Source organism: Paraburkholderia nemoris, assembly GCF_905221015.1.
Taxonomy (GTDB): domain Bacteria; phylum Pseudomonadota; class Gammaproteobacteria; order Burkholderiales; family Burkholderiaceae; genus Paraburkholderia; species Paraburkholderia nemoris.
In genome coordinates, this window is sequence record NZ_CAJNBO010000012.1 from 25587 (window position 1) to 42499 (window position 16913).

The window sequence follows — 16913 nt, forward strand, 5'->3', positions numbered from 1 at the left end:
TCATCGGCGCACTTCAAGCGAACCGTCACCGTGCCCAAGTCCACAGAAAAATTAGACCTTGCTACCCGCGCCGCGTGGCTCTACTACGTCGCAGGCAACACCCAGAACGAGATCGCCGAAAAACTCCAGGTGTCGCGCCCGGTCGCGCAGCGGCTGGTTGCCTTCGCGGTCGAAAAGAACCTGATACGCGTGCGTGTCGATCACAAACTGGCCGATTGCCTCGCGCTCGCCGATCAACTCTCGAAGCGCTACGGCCTGAGCATGTGCGAAGTCGTACCGATCGACAGCGATACCTCGGAAGAAGTCGACCGCAAGCTGGCGGTAGCCGGCGCGCAAGTCATGGAACGCTATCTGGTCGAAGAAAAACCGATGGTGGTCGCCGTGGGCAGCGGCCGTACGCTGAAGGCCGCGGTCGATCAGATCGCGCAGCTGGAGCGTCCGCAGCACCGGTTGGTATCGATGGTCGGGGCGATCGCCCAGGACGGCTCCTCGAACCGCTACGACGTCGCGCTGCACATTTCGGAGAAGACCGGCGGCAAGCATTTTCTGCTGCCCGCGCCGTTGCTCGCCGATAGCGAGGCCGAACGCGCGCAGTGGTGCAATCACCGGCTCTACCGGATCGTCGAATCACTATTGGCCAAGGCGGATGTTGCGTTCGTCGGCGTCGGTAATATCGGGCCGAAATGCCCGTTGCACGAGGACGGCTTCATCACTTCCGCAGAGGTGAAGGAGCTGATGCAGAACCGTGCGGTGGCCGAAATGCTCGGCCTGCCGATCGATGCGGCCGGCGCGCACGTCGAATCGCCGACCGGCCGGCGCGTTACCAGCATCGCGCTCGACTCGCCGCCGCGGCGTCCTACCATCGGCTTTGCCGGCGGTGAACGCAAGCGCGAAGCGCTGATTGCGGTGCTTAAAGGCGGTTGGCTGTCGGGACTGGTGACCGACGAGTTGTGTGCACGGGCGGCGCTCGAAGCAGCGGCTTAACCAGCTTACAGGCAAGGCCTAGAAGCGCCTCACCGCCGCGCTACAACACCGGCAGCCCTTCCGTGATGATGATGCGGTACTCGCCGCCCTGCAGGCGCGTCTCGCTGACCGCCTGATACGCAGGGCTGCGATACCATGCGATCGCTTCATCGTAACTGGGGAACTCGAGGATCAGGATTTCGTCGATCGGCGGCCCCTCCACCACTTCTTTCCGCCCGTGGCTCGCGAGCACCATAACCGCATGCTTCTCGAAGACTGCGGGCGCGTCCTGTTTGTATGCTTCCAGTTTGGCGGGGTCGAGCGTTTTCTCGCGCGTGATGACGACGTAGGCGGGCATGAACGTTTCCTGAGCGTGAATAAACGTGACCGGACGGAAAGCGGCGCGCCCGCCGCTTTCCCAATCACATACTCACGCGGCCAGCACTTCTACGATCTTACGCTGGAAGGCTTTCCCTTCGCTGTCGAATAAATGGCAGTGCTCAGGCGTGGCGCCGAGCTTTTGCACTTCGCCCTTGCTGTGCCGCTCGAGCGGCGGAATGCGCGCGATGATCCCATCCGGAGCGACGCTCGATTCCGCATACAGATACGCTGCATCGCCGAGCGATTCGACCGCCATGGTTTTCGCCGACACGCCGTCGTCGGTCATGCCCACATGCAGATGCTCCGGGCGAATGCCAACGGTCACCTTGTCGCCCTGTTTCACCGCGCCCGGCTCTACCGCGACACGCTGAGTCTCACCGGATTCGTAGCGCACGGTGACGCCGTCATGCGTGACCGACTGCACGACGCCTTCCATGAAATTCATTTTCGGCGACCCGATGAAGCCGGCGACGAAGCGATTGGCCGGCGCGTGATACAGCATGGTCGGGCTGCCGACCTGCTCCACATTGCCCGCCGACAACACGACGATCTTGTCGGCCAGCGTCATGGCCTCGACCTGATCGTGCGTCACGTAGATCATCGTGGTCTTCAGCTCGTCGTGCAGACGCGCGAATTCGAGGCGCATCTTCACGCGCAGCGCGGCGTCGAGATTCGACAACGGTTCGTCGAACAGGAACACTTTCGGCTTGCGCGTAATGGCGCGGCCAATTGCAACACGCTGGCGCTGGCCGCCGGAAAGCTGCTTCGGCTTGCGGTCGAGCAGATGGTCGATGTGCAGGATCTTCGCCGCATTGCGCACAGCGGCGTCGATTTCCGGCTTCTTGGTGCCGGCGAGTTTGAGGCCGAACGCCATGTTGTCGTACAGCGTCATGTGCGGATACAGCGCGTACGACTGGAACACCATCGCGATGCCGCGCTTGGCGGGCGGTACGTCGTTCACGCGCGCGTTGTCGATGGTCAGATCGCCGCTGGTGATGTCTTCGAGGCCGGCGATCATCCGCATCAGCGTCGATTTACCGCAACCGCTCGGACCCACGAAGACGACGAATTCGCCGTCCAGGATGTCGAGGTTGATGTCACGCATCACTTCGTTGTCGTCGTAGGCTTTTCGGATGTTGCGCAGAGTTACGCTTGCCATGATGTGTCTCCGTATGTTGCTCTTGCTACGTCAATTCATTTATCCAGGCGCTGCGCCAACGCGGCCGCGCTTACGGCGTCGCCGCCGTCGCGCTCAGCGTCCATTGCGCGACCAGGTCCGGCAACTGCAGCATGTCGTCGAATACAGTCCGCGCACCCGCCGCATGCAAGGCGTCGATCTGCGCGTCACTCGCATGACCGCCGCCGATAAAGCCCAGCACCGTCATGCCCGCCGCGGTTGCCGCCGTCACGCCCGTCACGCTGTCTTCCACCACGAGGCAGGCCGACGGCGCGAGACCGAGGCCTTGCGCTGCGGCGAGATAGACATCGGGTGCGGGCTTCGGATTCGGCACCGCGTCGGCGCAAAAGAGCCGGTTGCCGAAGAACTTCACGAGGCCCGTGCGCGCCAGCACGTTCTCCACATACGGCCGGAAACTGTTGCTCGCGCATGCCTTGGTGAGCGGCACCTGCGCGAGCGCAACCTCGATGCCAACGACCGCCGGCGCCTGCATCGCCGCTGCTTCCACCGCCCGGCGAATCGCCTCGATATCTTCGACGCCGAGGCTCCTACCCAGTTTCGCCGCCGTGCCCTGCAACACCGTTTCAATGCGCAAGCCGAGCAGCGGCAGCACCACAGGCGCGACATCCGCATCGGGCCAACGCGCCTCGAGTTCGTGCACCAGCATGTGCGCCGCCACGGCTTCGCTGTCGATCAGCACGCCGTCGCAATCGCAGATCAGCGCGAAATGACCTACCGTCGTACCTGCGGTCATTTGACCGCCCCAAAGGTAAGACCGCGCACCAGTTGCTTCTGCGACAGCCAGCCGACAATCAGGATCGGCGCAACGGCAAGCAGTGAAGCAGCGGAGAGCTTGGCCCAGAACAAGCCTTCAGGACTCGAGTACGACGCAATGAACACAGTCAGCGGCGCGGCGTTCGAACTCGACAGGTTGATGCTCCAGAACGCTTCGTTCCACGACAGGATCACCAGCAGCAGCGCGGTGGAGGCGAGCCCCGGCAGCGACATCGGCATCAGCAGATAGACGATTTCCTGCCACGTCGCCGCGCCGTCGATCCGGCCTGCTTCAAGAATGTCACGCGGAATTTCCGCGAAGTACGTGAACGACATCCACACCGCAATCGGCAGATTGATCAGCGTGTAGACGATCACCAGACCGGACACCGAATCGAGCAGGCCACTGTTCTTCCACAACAGATAGATCGGCACCAGCACGCCAACCGACGGCATCATCTTGGTCGACAGCATCCACAGCAGGACTTTCTGCGTGCGGCGCGTCGGAAAGAAGGCCATCGCGTAAGCGGCCGGCACGGCGAGAATCAGGCACAGCACCGTGACGCCCGCCGAGATCAGAATCGAATTCCACGCGAACGAAAAGTAGTTACTGCGCGCGAACACCTCGCGGAAGCTATCGAGCGTCGGGATGAAAAACAGCGACGACGAATAGGCCTGCTGCTCCGTCTTGAACGCGGTGATCGTCATCCAGAAGATCGGGAAGAACAGCAGCAACGCGACGAGCCAGGCAATCACGCCGGGAATGCCGCGGCGAATTGCGGCGAACGGCGACTTGGCCGGCACGGTCATCGGCGCCGTGCCCGACGCAGAGGTAGAGGCAACGTGGCTCATTTTTCGTACTCCCCTTTCAGGTTCTTCGCGAGCATCCGCACAAGGAAGAACGACACGATGTTAGCCAGCACGACAGCCAGAATGCCGCCCGCCGAAGCGAGACCGACGTCGAACTGTTGCAGGCCCAGCGAATAGATCAGGTACGACAGATTGGTGGTCGCGGTGCCCGGACCGCCGCCCGTGGTCGTATAGATTTCGGCGAAGATCGACAGCAGGAAAATCGTCTCCATCATCACCACCACCGCGATCGCCCGTTTCAGGTGAGGCAGCGTGATGTAGAAGAACATCGAGAACGGACCCGCACCGTCGATACGCGCCGCTTCCTTCTGCTCCTGATCGAGCGACTGGATCGCGGTGAACAGAATCAGGAACGCGAACGGCAACCACTGCCACGCGACGATCATGATCACGGCCGTGAGTGGATACTCGGCGAACCAGTCGATCGGCTGCATGCCGATTGCCCGCATGCCCTGTGCGATCAGGCCATACACCGGATGCAGGATCATGTTCTTCCAGATCAGCGCGCTGACCGTCGGCATCACGAAGAATGGAGCGATCGCCAGTAGCCGCGCAATGCCCTGGCCGTAGAACTTACGGTCGAACAGAATCGCCATCAGCACGCCGCCGACCACCGTGATCACCAGCACTGAGATGATCAACTCGAGCGTGTGACCGATCGACGGTCCGAACGACGGATCGCTGGCGAGGTATTTGTAGTTATCGAAACCGGCGAAGCCCTTCAGATCCGGATTCAACAGGTTATAGCGCGAGAACGAAAACCAGATCGTCATCGCCAGCGGAATCGCCATCCACAGTACGAGCACTGCGACTGAGGGCGTCACGAGCCAGCGGGCCGAATTGGCTTTGCGGGTTTCGCGTTCTTTTTCTGTTTGGGGATGGGCATGCATAAGGGGCAGGCGTAAAGGACGCATGATTGACCACCTGTTCGGTAATGCGCGGGCCGGCGCTCTATCCGCCGTGATCGCTTGAACCGCCTGGCTACCGCGACGCAATTTGGAGTCGCGGAGCCCACGCGGCGGGAACGGCCCACTGTGCTACGTGGGCCGGCTGACGGGCGTCAGCCGGCGCGTGCCACATGACTTATGTGGCTGACTTCCGCTTTACTTCTGATACCCGGCCTGTTGCACAGCGCGATTCGCCGTTGCCTGGCCGGCTGCCAGCGCCTGATCGACCGTCATCTGACCGGCAATCGCGCCGGAGATGCTCTGACCGACTACGGTGCCGAACGACTGGAACTCAGGAATGCCGACGAACTGCACACCGGTGTACGGCACCGGCTTCAGAGTCGGATGATCCGGGTCCGCCGTTTCGATTGCCTTCAGCACGAAGTCGCCGAACGGTGCAGCCTGTTTGTATTCAGGACGTGCGTAGGTGGAGTGGCGCGTTCCCGGCGGCACCGAGGCCCAGCCTTCATCCTTCGCGACCAGTTCGATGTATTGCTTCGACGTGGCCCACGCGATGAACTTCTTCGCCGAGTCAGCCTGCTTCGACGACTTCGGAATGGCCAACGCCCAAGCCCACAGCCAATGCGAACCCTTCGGCGTGACAGCGATCGGCGCTGCCGCAAAGCCCACCTTGTCGGCGATCTGCGACTGCTGCTTGTTGTAGAGCATGCCGGCCGCCACCGTTGCATCGATCCACATCGCGCACTTGCCGGAGGACATCAGCGTGAGGTTTTCGTTGAAGCCGTTCGAGCTGGCTCCCGGAGGGCCGTCTTTCTTCAGCAGATCGACATAGAACGTCATCGCCTTCTTCCATTCCGGCGACGTCAACTGCGCCTGCCACTTTTCGTCGAACCAGCGGCCGCCGAAGGTGTTCACCACCGTCGTGCCATACGCCATGTTCTCGCCCCAGCCGGCCTTGCCGCGCAGGCAGATACCGTACATGCCGTTGGCTTTGTCCGTGAGCTTGTCGGCGAACTGCGCGATCTGATCGTAGGTCGGCTGATCGGGCATCTTCAGGCCCTTCGCCGCGAACAGATCCTTGCGGTAATACGTCATCGAGCTTTCGACATAGAACGGCAGCGCGTACAACTGGCCGCCGCTCGAGAGGCCGTCGCGGGCCGTCTTCACGACGTCGTTCAGATCGTAGTCAGCCGGCAGATTGGTGAGCGGCGTAAGCCAGCCGCGCTTGCCCCATTGCGGCGTTTCGTACGCACCGATCGTCATCACGTCGAACTGGCCGCTGCCGGTCGTGATGTCGGTGGTAGCGCGCTGACGCAGCACGTTTTCTTCGAGAATCACCCAGTTGAGCTTGATATCCGGATTCGCCTGCTCGAAGGCGGGCGAGAGCTTCTTCAGCTCGATCATGTCCGGATTGTTCAACGTGGCAATCGTCACCGTGCCCGCCTGAGCGTGCAACGCAAAGCATGCGACAGCGCCGGCACTGACCGCCTTCAGCACGGATTTTGTAGCTGGTTTCATGTGTTGTCTCCTTTCTCGTACGTTATGTGATGCTGCGTTTGTTCTACGAAAATGACGAAGGGTGAAACAGGTTCGGCTCATCCACTCTGCGATTCGCTCAGCTCATCCAGTTGCCACCGTCGACGTTCAGGGTTTGCGCGGTGATGTAGTCAGCATCCGCCGACGCGAGAAACAGGGCGGCGCCGGTCAGATCGTCCGGCACACCCATACGGCCGAGCGGCACCGCTTCACCGACGAGGCGCTTCTTCTCGCCGAGCGGCCGGTTTTCATAGCGGGCGAAGAGCGCGTCGACCTCGTTCCACATCGGCGTATCGACGACGCCCGGCGCAATGCCGTTCACATTGATCTTATGCGGCGCGAGGGCGAGCGCTGCGGATTGCGTGTAGCTGAGTACAGCGGCTTTGGTTGCGCAGTAGTGCGACACCAGCGCCTCGCCGCGCCGCCCGGCTTGCGACGACATATTGATGATCTTGCCGCCGTGGCCCTGCTCGACCATTTTCCGGGCGACGGTTTGCATCAGGAAGAACATGCCCTTCACGTTGACCGCGAAGAGGCGATCGAACACGTCCCAGGATTCATCGAGGATCGGGCGCATATCGAAGAGCGCCGCGTTGTTGAACAGGATATCGACCTGGCCGAAGCGCTCCAACGTACTCGCGAGAATGCGTTCGATATCCTCGCGGCGCGTTACATCGGCGCTGACGGTCAGCACGCGGTCGCCGTAAGCGGCGCGCAGCGCGTCGCCGAAACTGTCGGCCGGCTTCACATCGACCAGCACGCAGCGTGCGCCTTCGTCCAGATAGCGCCGGGCCACGGCTTCACCGATTCCGCTTGCCGCGCCCGTCAGAATGGCCACCTTGTCTTGCAATCGTGCCGCCACTGCCTGTCTCCGGTTCGTTTCGCTTCTTGAGGCGCGGTGAGCGAACGCTCGTTGCGCGAACAATTGCTCTGTTAGTGATCGAATGATCGGATACGGACCGGGTCATGTCAAGGCGCTCGACCAGATTTCGATGGTGCAGCGCGGCAGGACCACCGCGCACCCTCTTCCAGCTTCGACCGGCACAAATACGAGAAATCGAAGACCGCCAAGTCGCTTTCTGCGCAAGCCGCTGACAAAAATTCGAGATACGTTATATCATTGCGGCCTTGCTTCGCTCCGAAGCTTTGCAGGTTCGTCGGGGAGTCCGCTGATGGCTACATCGATTGCAGAACACCAGGCCGTACGGCTCGCCCATGCCGAGGCGCACGCCGCGCTGCATGGGCTCTCGCTCACGCCGTTGCGGCGTCAGGTGTATGCGGCGATCGTCGCCAGCGACCGGCCGATCGGCGCTTACGAGTTGCTGGACGCGCTCGAGCCGCAACGCGGGCGCGTGCCGCCCACCACGATCTACCGGGCGCTGGACTTTCTGCTCGCGCACGGCTTCGTCCATCGGATCGAATCGAAGAACGCGTTTTTTGCCTGCTGCGAGGTCGGCGTGCCGCATCGCAGCCAGTTTCTGATGTGCGACGGCTGCGGAGCGACGGTCGAGATTCCCGGCGGCGATCTTGCCCAACAGTTGTCGCGTAGCGCGCCGGCGCACGGTTTCGAGGTGCATCGCCAGGTGGTCGAGCTAAGCGGTCTGTGCGCGCGCTGCGCCCGCGCGACGCGGCCCGCTGGAGCGGCCCTATGAACGCCGGTATGAAGAGCGCCGGCCTGAACGCCGAAGCGCACCGCTCCTAAGGTTTGTAGTTCATTCAACTCTCACGCAGCAGGAAACAACGATGAAGAAATTCGGCTCGATGTTGAACGGGGCGCGCCATGCGCTGAAGCTGTCGAAGACCGTGGCCATCGGCGCGGCGGCCGCCGCTGCTTTCACGTTCAGCCACGGCGCATTTGCCGCGGATGCGAAAATCCCGGTGGTGGCCGCGGAAAACTTTTACGGTGACGTCGTGCAGCAACTGGGCGGCGATCGCGTCGACGTGACCAGCATCCTCAGCAATCCGGATCAGGACCCGCATCTGTTCGAAGCCAGCCCGAAGACGGCGCGGGCCTTGCAGCATGCGAGCCTTGTGGTCTACAACGGCGCCGACTACGATCCGTGGATGGCGAAGCTACTGGCCGCTTCCAAGGGCTCGAATCGCGCGACGATCGTTGCCGCCGAACTGACAGGCAAGAAGAGCGGCGATAATCCTCACCTCTGGTACGACCCGGCCACCATGCCGAAGGTGGCGCGCGCGGTGAGCGCGGCGCTCGTCGCGGCTGACCCGGCGCACAAGTCGGCGTACGATGCGAACCTCGCGAAGTTTCTCGATTCGCTGAAGCCCATCGACGCCAAAGTCGCCGATCTGCATGGCCGCTACGCCGGCGTGCCGGTGACGGCAACCGAGCCGGTGTTCGGCTATATGTCAGATGCAGTCGGCCTCTCGATGCGCAATCTGCGCTTCCAGCTGGCGACGATGAACGACACTGAAGCAAGCGCGGCCGTTATCGCCGCGTTCGAACGCGATCTGCGCGAAAAGCGCGTACGCGTTCTGATCTATAACAGCCAGGCAACCGAGGCCCTGACCAAACGCATGTTGAAGCTCGCGCAGCAATCGAAGGTGCCGACCATGAGCGTCACCGAAACCGAACCGGCCGGTAAGACCTATCAGACGTGGATGCTGACGCAGCTCGACGCGCTGGGCACGGCGCTGGCTGCGGGCGATGCGAGCGGAGCGAATGCGGCGGCAAGCACCGCCAAAGGAAAAACCCAATGACTGAAACTGGCCGCAGCACGCCGGCTAATGCATCGACGGGCGCACGCAGCAACGTGCCCGTGCTTGAACTCGAGCGCGTCACGCTCGAACTCGGCGGCCGCACGATTCTGCGCGACGCCGGCTTCGTGGTGAATCAGGGCGAATTCATCGGCGTGCTCGGGCCGAACGGCGCGGGCAAGACCACGCTGATGCGCGCCGTGCTCGGTCTCGTACCGGCGGCGAGCGGCGCGATCCGCGTGTTAGGGCAGCCGGTCGAGCGCGGTAACTCGTCGATCGGTTATATGCCGCAGACGCGCAGTGCGTTGGCCGGGCGTCGCGTGCGCGGCCGCGACTTCGTCGCCATGGCCGCCGATGGACACCGCTGGGGCCTGCCCCATGCGGACAGCAAAACCCGCGCCGATGTCGAACGAGTGCTCGATCTGGTGGGCGGCCGCCAGCTGGCCGAGCGGCCCTTATCGGAACTGTCGGGCGGCGAACGTCAGCGTTTGCTGCTCGCGCAATGCCTGCTCGGCAACCCCAAGCTGCTGCTACTCGACGAACCGTTGATCAGCCTCGATCCGCATCATCAGAAGAGCGTGGTCGAGTTGGTGCGGCGCGTGCAGCAGGAGCTCGGCATTGCTGTGCTGTTCTCGGCGCACGAACTGAATCCGCTTCTGCACGCGCTCGACCGCGTGCTGTATCTCGGTAGCGGCGTCGCCGCGCTCGGCACCGTCGATGAAGTCATTACGCGGCCGGTGCTGTCGCGTCTCTATGGCTCACCGATCGACGTGATGCGCGTGAATGGCCGCATCTTCGTGATGTCGGGCGACGTCGAAGTCGAAAAACACGACCACGAACACGAACACGACGAGAACGGCGGCCATAGCCACTCGCACGGCCATTCACATTCGCACGACCACGGTGGCGCACACAGCCACTCACACCAGCACGACTCACGCGACGGACATAAGCACGATGTTTGAATACGATTTCATGGTGAACGCGTTCGCAGCGTCGGGGATCGTCGCGGTGCTGGCAGGCGTGGTGGGCTATTTTCTGGTGATGCGTGGACAGACTTTCGCCGGTCACGCGCTCTCGCACGTCGGCTTCACCGGCGCGACCGGGGCTGTGCTAATCGGCATCTCGCCGATCTGGGGGATGATCGGTTTCACGCTGGCGGCAGGCGTCGGGATGGGCGCGCTCGGCGAGAAACTGGCCGGACGCGATGTGGCGATCGGCGTGATCCTGTCGCTGTCGCTCGGCTTCGGCTTGCTGTTCCTGCACTTCTTCACCGCGTACGCGACCCAGGTCACCGCGCTGCTGTTCGGCAACGTGCTCGGCGTGAATGCGTCGACACTCGGCGTGCTGGCGGCGTTGGGCGTCATCAGTTTGCTGGCGCTCGCCGCGATCATGCGGCCGTTGCTGTTTGCTTCGCTGCAGCCGGAATTGGCCGAGGCCAAGGGCGTATCGTTGCGCAGGGTGTCGGTGCTGTTTCTGTCGATTGCCGCGCTCGCCGTGGCGGCGTGCACGCAGATTGTCGGCGTGTTGCTGGTGTTCACGCTGATGGTCGGGCCGGCCGCCGCCGCGCAAAACGTGACGACGCGGCTCTCGACCGGTCTCGTGCTCGCCGCCGTGTTCGCCCTGGTGCAGGCGTGGCTCGGTCTCACGCTGGCGTTCTATACCGACTGGCCGACGAGCTTCTGGATCACCGTGCTGTCGGCGATGGTGTATGGCGGGAGTTTGCTAAGGCGGCGTTGAAGCGGCATTGAAGCGGCGGCTGGCGGCAACACTTTGCGTGCCGCCGCCATCGCCCTGCGAATTTCAACCGAGCAGCACCTTCGCGTGATGCGCGATGTGATCCTCGATGAACGTCGTGATGAAGTAATACCCGTGGTCGTAGCCAGCATGACGACGCAAGGTCAGCGGCTGACCCGCGGCCTCGCAGGCAGCTTCGAACACATCCGGGTTCAGCTGCTCGGCGAGGAACTGATCCGCCAGCCCCTGATCGATCAGAATCCCCTCAGCGAACTTGCGCTTCGCGTGGGCGACCAGCTCGCTCGAGTCATACTGCCTCCACGCTTCACGGTCTTCGCCCAGATACCCGCTGAACGCCTTCACGCCCCAGGGGCACTGTGAAGGCGCGGCGATCGGCGCGAACGCCGACACCGACCGATAGATCTCCGGATTGCGCAGCGCCAGCATCAACGCGCCATGGCCACCCATCGAATGCCCGAAGATGCCCAGACGTCCACCGTCCACCGGCAGATTCGCGAGCACTGTTTCGCGCAGTTCGTCGCGCACATACGAGTACATCCGATAGTGCTTCGCCCACGGCTGCTGCGTCGCGTTGACGTAAAAGCCCGCGCCCACGCCGAAGTCCCACGCCGCGCTTTCGCCCGGCACGCCCGCACCGCGCGGACTGGTGTCCGGCGCAATCAGCGCGATGCCGTGCTGCGCCGCGAAGCGCTGCGCGCCCGCCTTGACCGGAAAGGTTTCTTCCGTGCAGGTCAGCCCGGCGAGATAGAACAGCGCGGGCACGTTCGCGTTGGCCTGCAAAGCCTGCGGCGGCAGATACACCGAGAAGCGCATCGGCAGACCGACGGTCTGCGAGTCGTGCCGGTAGATCCGCTGCTCGCCGCCATGGCAGGCATGCGACGACAATAGTTCAAGCATCGAGATGCTCCTTTCTGTGCCGGGTCAGTGACGTATTAATGACGTATCAGCGCCGCATTAGTACAGCACGACCGAGCGGATCGACTCACCCTTCTTCATCAGATCGAAGCCTTCGTTGATGCGCTCAAGCGGCAGACGGTGCGTGATCAGGTCGTCGATATTGATCTTGCCTTCCATGTACCAGTCGACGATCTTCGGCACGTCCGTGCGGCCACGTGCGCCGCCGAATGCCGAGCCCTTCCACTCGCGGCCCGTCACCAGCTGGAACGGACGCGTGCTGATCTCTTCGCCCGCCGCCGCTACGCCGATGATGAACGACTGGCCCCAACCCTTGTGCGTGCATTCCAGCGCCTGACGCATCACCTTGGTGTTGCCGATGCATTCGAATGAGTAGTCCGCGCCGCCATCGGTGAGTTGGACGATATGGTCGACCACGTTCTCGACTTCATTCGGGTTGATGAAGTGGGTCATGCCGAATTTCTTTGCCAGTTCAACGCGGCCCGGGTTGATATCGACTCCGATGATCTTGTCCGCGCCGACCATCTTCGCGCCCTGGATCACATTCAGGCCGATGCCGCCGAGACCAAACACCACCACGTTCGCGCCTGCCTCGACCTTCGCCGAATACACGACAGCGCCGACGCCCGTCGTCACACCGCAGCCGATGTAGCAGATCTTGTCGAACGGCGCGTCTTCACGCACCTTCGCGACCGCGATTTCCGGCACGACGATGTAGTTCGAAAACGTGGACGTGCCCATGTAATGAAACAGCGGCTTGCCGTCCAGCGAGAAACGCGACGTGGCATCGGGCATCAGGCCCTTGCCTTGCGTCGAACGGATCGCCTGACAAAGGTTGGTCTTGCGCGACAGACAGAATTTGCACTGACGGCATTCCGGCGTGTACAGCGGAATGACGTGGTCGCCCTTCTTCAATGTGCCGACGCCCGGGCCCACATCGACGATCACGCCCGCGCCTTCGTGGCCGAGAATCGCCGGGAAGATGCCTTCCGGATCGGCGCCGGAGAGCGTGTAGTAGTCGGTGTGGCAGATACCCGTCGCTTTCACTTCAATCAGGACTTCACCGGCACGCGGACCTTCCAGATCCACTTCTTCGATCGTCAACGGGGCGCCGGCTTTCCATGCGATTGCTGCTTTGGTTTTCATCGTGAATGCTCCTGTGAGTCGGTGAATGCCTGGCGCGTCGCGGTGAGATATCGCGCGGCGTGCCGGTGTCGCGGTTCGCGGTTCGCTGTTCCGCGGTTAATTCGTGTGCCGGACCGGGGACGGACAGTGTCGTTGCCGCCCGGCATCGTTCGCCGGCCTATACCTTAGCGTGCGAAAGCCGTCATGGTATTGCAAAGTGCGTCGCGGCATTGTCTGTAGCTGACATCGCGTTGTTCAACGACGCGGCGTTTCGCCGAACCATGATTCGACGCGGCCATACAGATCGAGAAAGCGCGCATAACGTTCGGCGAGTGCTGCATCTCCTTGCGGTCCGGCAACGCGCGTCGCGCCCGGCGCAAGCGCGGCGAGGTCGCTCGCGTGCCAATGCCCGCTGGCCAATCCACCGAGGATTGCCGCGCCACGCGGCGCCGCGTTGGGGCAGTCGACGGCATGGAGTTCGACGTTTAACGCGTCGGCGAGCAGTTGCCTCCAGCGCGCATCGACTGAACCGCCGCCCGCGAGTTTCAAGGTCGTCACCGTCGCACCGCTCGCGCGGATTGCGTCGAGGCCTGCACGCAGCGAGAACGCGACACCCTCGAATGCGGCGCGCATCATCGTGCCGCGCGTGTGGTCGAGCGCGAGGCCAAGCCAGCCGCCACGCGCGGAAGGATTGAGCCACGGGGTGCGCTCGCCGGTGAGATACGGCAGAAAAGTCAGGCCTGCTGCTGCGCTGGAGATAGTGCTCGTTGCGTCACCGAGAGCACTGCCATAGACGTTGCCCACGGCATGCGCGGGCGCATTGCCTTCGGCGCCGCCGGAAGTCTTGCCGAACGCAGCGCTTGGCGCACCGCCGAGCGCATCGCCAAACGCTTCGCGATAAGCATCAACCCATTCATACGACAACCAGCCCCGCACGCGTTCGAGCGCGACGCCGACGTTTTGCATCGCCGCCATCCGATACCAGTGATCGCTCGCGGCCCGATAGCGATGCAGGCCTTTTACCGCTTGCGGTGCGTGCTCGGCGAGCACGACGATTTGTCCACCCGTGCCGGTGGTGAGCAACGCGTCGCCATCGCTCGCGAGACCACTGCCAAGCGCCGCGCATGGCGTATCGGCGGCACCGATCGCGAGCACGATGCCGGCACGCAGACCCAGCTCCTGCGCGGCTTCCGTCGACAGAATGCCACCCGCCGCGTAGGACGGCGCAAGCGGCGCAAACCATTCATGCGGCAATTCGAGCCGCTCGAGCAGCGCCTGATCCCACACACCCGCGGGATCGGCAAGCGCAGTCGCGCAGGCGTCGGAGGGATCGGTTGCAACCGCGCCACCCAACGCGACGCGCAACCAATCCTTCGGTTGCAGCGCCCAGCGCGTCTTGCGCGCGGACTGCGGTTCGTTCTGCACGATCCAGCGCAACAAAGGACCGGCCATGCCTGGCGCAACCGGATTCGGCTGCGGCGCGGGCCACTGATCGAGCAGATCCAGCGCACGCGTGTCGGGCCAGAGCATCGCCGGGCGCACGGCTTCGCCATCGGCGTCGATCAATACGACACCATGCATCTGCCCGGAGAAACCGATTGCTTGCACGTCACGACGCAACCCGGCAGGCAAACGCCCCGCCGCTTCGCATAGCGCGCGCCACCAGGTTTGCACCGAAATTTCGGCCCATCCGGGATGCGGTGTTTCGAGTGCATACGCGACACTCGCCGCGGCCTGCTCGCGACCATTTCGGTCGACGATTGCAACTTTAAGAGAGCCAGTGCCGAGGTCGATGCCAAGAAAACTCATGGGCGATAGGACGTCAATTTGAGCTTAGGGACAAGCACGCGAAAGGTGCCTGGAACGGCGTATTTTCCGTCACCGCTGCGCGGTTGCCGAAGCGCGCCCGAATGCGCGCTGAAAACCCGGAATCGCGGGTTAACCCCGCCACGCCGCGAGCCGCACGAAAACAGCACTATGCGTCGAGCGAGATACACCTCATTGATTTTCACACATATCCCGTAAGCACGGGCGCGCGCGACGTCTGAGCGCCCATCGCCGCTGCAAGGGGCTAACGGCCGATTTGTGCGGCCCACGCATTTCTTTTGCCTTTCAAACAGCCCTCATCCATATCGTCACCGGGAATGCCGGAATAGGCCCCAGTGGTCTTGTTGCAGCTTTTCGTTCCGCATACCTTGGAGTCATCCCAAAACGAGATGGTGGAGAGAGACAAAATGCAATCGAACACGGTTCACCCGTGCGACGAGCGACTGCCCGCGGGCCAGTTGCTGACGCTCGGCATTCAGCACGTTTTGGTGATGTACGCAGGCGCAGTTGCGGTGCCGCTGATCATCGGCGCGGCGCTGAAATTGCCGAAAGACCAGATCGCGTTCCTGATTAGCGCCGACCTGTTTTCCTGCGGCATCGCCACGCTGATTCAGACCCTTGGTCTGTGGATCTTCGGCATCCGTCTGCCGGTCATCATGGGCTGCACGTTCGCGGCTGTCGGTCCGATGGTCGCGATCGGCACCAACCCTTCGCTCGGTATTCTCGACATCTTCGGCTCGACAATCGCGGCCGGTGTCATCGGCATCCTTCTCGCGCCAGCGGTCGGCAAGCTGCTGCGCTTTTTCCCACCGGTGGTGATCGGCGTGGTGATCTCGGTGATCGGCCTCTCGCTGATGGAAGTGGGCATCAACTGGGCGGCCGGTGGTGTAGGCAACCCTGACTACGGCAATCCGGTCTATCTCGGCCTGTCGCTCCTCGTGTTGATGCTGATCCTGCTGATCAACAAATTCGCCAAGGGCTTCCTCGCCAATATCTCGGTGCTGCTCGGCATCGTTGCGGGTTTCATCATCGCGCTGGCGCTCGGCCGCGTGAACATGGACGGCGTCACGCACGCACCGTGGGTTGGCATCGTGATGCCGTTCCACTTCGGCCTGCCGCATTTCGATCCGCTCGCAATCGCGACGATGGTCACCGTGATGTTCGTCACCTTCATCGAGTCGACTGGCATGTTCCTCGCCGTCGGCGACATGGTCGATCGTCCGGTGGATCAGAAGACGCTGGTGCGCGGTCTGCGCGTGGACGGTCTGGGTACGCTGATCGGCGGCATCTTCAACTCGTTCCCGCATACCTCGTTCTCGCAGAACGTCGGCCTGATCGGCGTGACGGGCGTGAAGAGCCGCTTTGTCTGCGCGATGGGCGGCGTGATCCTGGTGCTGCTGGGCCTGTTCCCGAAGATGGCGCAAGTGGTGGCTTCGGTGCCGGCATTCGTTCTCGGCGGTGCGGGCATCGTGATGTTCGGCATGGTCGCGGCGAACGGCATCAAGGTGCTGGCCAAGGTCGACTTCGTGAAGAACCATCACAACCTGTTCATCGTTGCAGTGAGCATCGGCATGGGTCTGGTGCCGGTGGTGTCGCCGCAATTCTTCTCGAAGCTGCCGCCTGCGCTCTCGCCGCTGTTGCATAGCGGGATTTTGCTGGCGTCTGTATCGGCGGTCGTGCTGAACCTGATCTTCAACGGTGTGAAGAGCGAGAAGAAGGCGCAGTGCGAAATTCGCAAGGCCGGACATGATTTCGACGGACGCGGTGGTAATGAACCGCCAGCCGACGACATGCTGCGTGCGGTGGATGCGCACTGAGCAGCTGACTGCAAGCCACGCCGCGCGATAGAGGTCGCGCCGAGCGCGGGTGCTAAGTTGAGTTGAATTGAGTTGGGTTGCTCCGATCAGATCTGATCGGAGCAATAAAAAAGCCACGGTCTGCCGTGGCTTTTTTATTGCCGGCTG

Annotated in this window: 16 protein-coding genes; 6 read left to right on the top strand and 10 right to left on the bottom strand. The window is 62.7% G+C overall.

Going from position 1 to position 16913, the window contains the following annotated elements:
* Window positions 1-30 precede the first annotated feature (30 nt).
* On the top strand, window positions 31-984 hold the full coding sequence (locus tag KHO33_RS19500) for a sugar-binding transcriptional regulator (RefSeq protein ID WP_054034353.1): 954 nt from the start codon (window positions 31-33) through the stop codon (window positions 982-984).
* A gap of 40 nt (window positions 985-1024) precedes the next feature.
* Here KHO33_RS19500 and KHO33_RS19505 read toward each other — a convergent pair whose 3' ends face one another.
* The 7 genes from KHO33_RS19505 to KHO33_RS19535 form a co-directional block, all read right to left on the bottom strand.
* A complete protein-coding gene (locus tag KHO33_RS19505) occupies window positions 1025-1321 on the bottom strand; it encodes a DUF1330 domain-containing protein (protein ID WP_054034356.1) in 297 nt (98 codons plus the stop codon).
* Window positions 1322-1393: 72 nt separating this feature from the next.
* A complete protein-coding gene (locus KHO33_RS19510; protein ID WP_054034358.1) occupies window positions 1394-2503 on the bottom strand; it encodes an ABC transporter ATP-binding protein in 1110 nt (369 codons plus the stop codon).
* Between the two features lie 70 nt (window positions 2504-2573).
* Complete coding sequence (locus tag KHO33_RS19515; RefSeq protein WP_200565142.1) at window positions 2574-3275, bottom strand: HAD family hydrolase; 702 nt, start codon at window positions 3273-3275, stop codon at window positions 2574-2576.
* Window positions 3272-4105, bottom strand: coding sequence for a carbohydrate ABC transporter permease (locus tag KHO33_RS19520; RefSeq protein WP_234475103.1), 834 nt, complete (start codon window positions 4103-4105; stop codon window positions 3272-3274). Before KHO33_RS19520 ends, KHO33_RS19515 begins: the two co-directional genes overlap by 4 nt.
* A 38-nt stretch (window positions 4106-4143) precedes the next feature.
* On the bottom strand, window positions 4144-5079 hold the full coding sequence (locus KHO33_RS19525; protein ID WP_054034364.1) for a carbohydrate ABC transporter permease: 936 nt from the start codon (window positions 5077-5079) through the stop codon (window positions 4144-4146).
* Window positions 5080-5268: 189 nt separating this feature from the next.
* Window positions 5269-6591, bottom strand: coding sequence for an ABC transporter substrate-binding protein (locus KHO33_RS19530; protein WP_054034366.1), 1323 nt, complete (start codon window positions 6589-6591; stop codon window positions 5269-5271).
* Between the two features lie 97 nt (window positions 6592-6688).
* The gene (locus tag KHO33_RS19535; RefSeq protein WP_200565143.1) at window positions 6689-7471 is read right to left on the bottom strand and encodes an L-iditol 2-dehydrogenase; all 783 of its coding nucleotides are present in this window, start codon (window positions 7469-7471) and stop codon (window positions 6689-6691) included.
* 310 nt (window positions 7472-7781) lie between these two features.
* Here KHO33_RS19535 and KHO33_RS19540 point away from each other — a divergent pair, with 310 nt between their 5' ends.
* The 4 genes from KHO33_RS19540 to KHO33_RS19555 all read left to right on the top strand — a co-directional run bounded on the left by KHO33_RS19540 (window position 7782) and on the right by KHO33_RS19555 (window position 11064).
* Window positions 7782-8261, top strand: coding sequence for a Fur family transcriptional regulator (locus KHO33_RS19540; protein WP_200565144.1), 480 nt, complete (start codon window positions 7782-7784; stop codon window positions 8259-8261).
* Between the two features lie 91 nt (window positions 8262-8352).
* Window positions 8353-9327 (top strand): metal ABC transporter solute-binding protein, encoded by a 975-nt coding sequence (locus KHO33_RS19545; protein ID WP_200565145.1) that lies wholly within the window; start codon window positions 8353-8355, stop codon window positions 9325-9327.
* Window positions 9324-10289 carry an ABC transporter ATP-binding protein gene (locus KHO33_RS19550; protein WP_200565146.1) on the top strand — a complete coding sequence of 322 codons (966 nt, stop codon included), beginning with the start codon at window positions 9324-9326 and terminating at the stop codon, window positions 10287-10289. The genes KHO33_RS19545 and KHO33_RS19550 overlap by 4 nt, the downstream gene beginning before the upstream one ends.
* Window positions 10282-11064 (top strand): metal ABC transporter permease, encoded by a 783-nt coding sequence (locus KHO33_RS19555; protein WP_200565147.1) that lies wholly within the window; start codon window positions 10282-10284, stop codon window positions 11062-11064. The genes KHO33_RS19550 and KHO33_RS19555 overlap by 8 nt, the downstream gene beginning before the upstream one ends.
* A 63-nt stretch (window positions 11065-11127) precedes the next feature.
* Here the strand turns inward: KHO33_RS19555 and fghA are convergent, their stop codons facing one another.
* The 3 genes from fghA to KHO33_RS19570 form a co-directional block, all read right to left on the bottom strand.
* Complete coding sequence (gene fghA, locus KHO33_RS19560) at window positions 11128-11979, bottom strand: S-formylglutathione hydrolase (protein WP_054034372.1); 852 nt, start codon at window positions 11977-11979, stop codon at window positions 11128-11130.
* A gap of 57 nt (window positions 11980-12036) precedes the next feature.
* Window positions 12037-13143, bottom strand: coding sequence for an S-(hydroxymethyl)glutathione dehydrogenase/class III alcohol dehydrogenase (locus tag KHO33_RS19565; protein WP_074282323.1), 1107 nt, complete (start codon window positions 13141-13143; stop codon window positions 12037-12039).
* Between the two features lie 234 nt (window positions 13144-13377).
* Window positions 13378-14931 carry a xylulokinase gene (locus KHO33_RS19570; RefSeq protein WP_200565148.1) on the bottom strand — a complete coding sequence of 518 codons (1554 nt, stop codon included), beginning with the start codon at window positions 14929-14931 and terminating at the stop codon, window positions 13378-13380.
* 425 nt (window positions 14932-15356) lie between these two features.
* Here KHO33_RS19570 and KHO33_RS19575 point away from each other — a divergent pair, with 425 nt between their 5' ends.
* Window positions 15357-16766 (top strand): nucleobase:cation symporter-2 family protein, encoded by a 1410-nt coding sequence (locus KHO33_RS19575; RefSeq protein WP_054034376.1) that lies wholly within the window; start codon window positions 15357-15359, stop codon window positions 16764-16766.
* The last annotated feature ends 147 nt before the right edge of the window (window positions 16767-16913 follow it).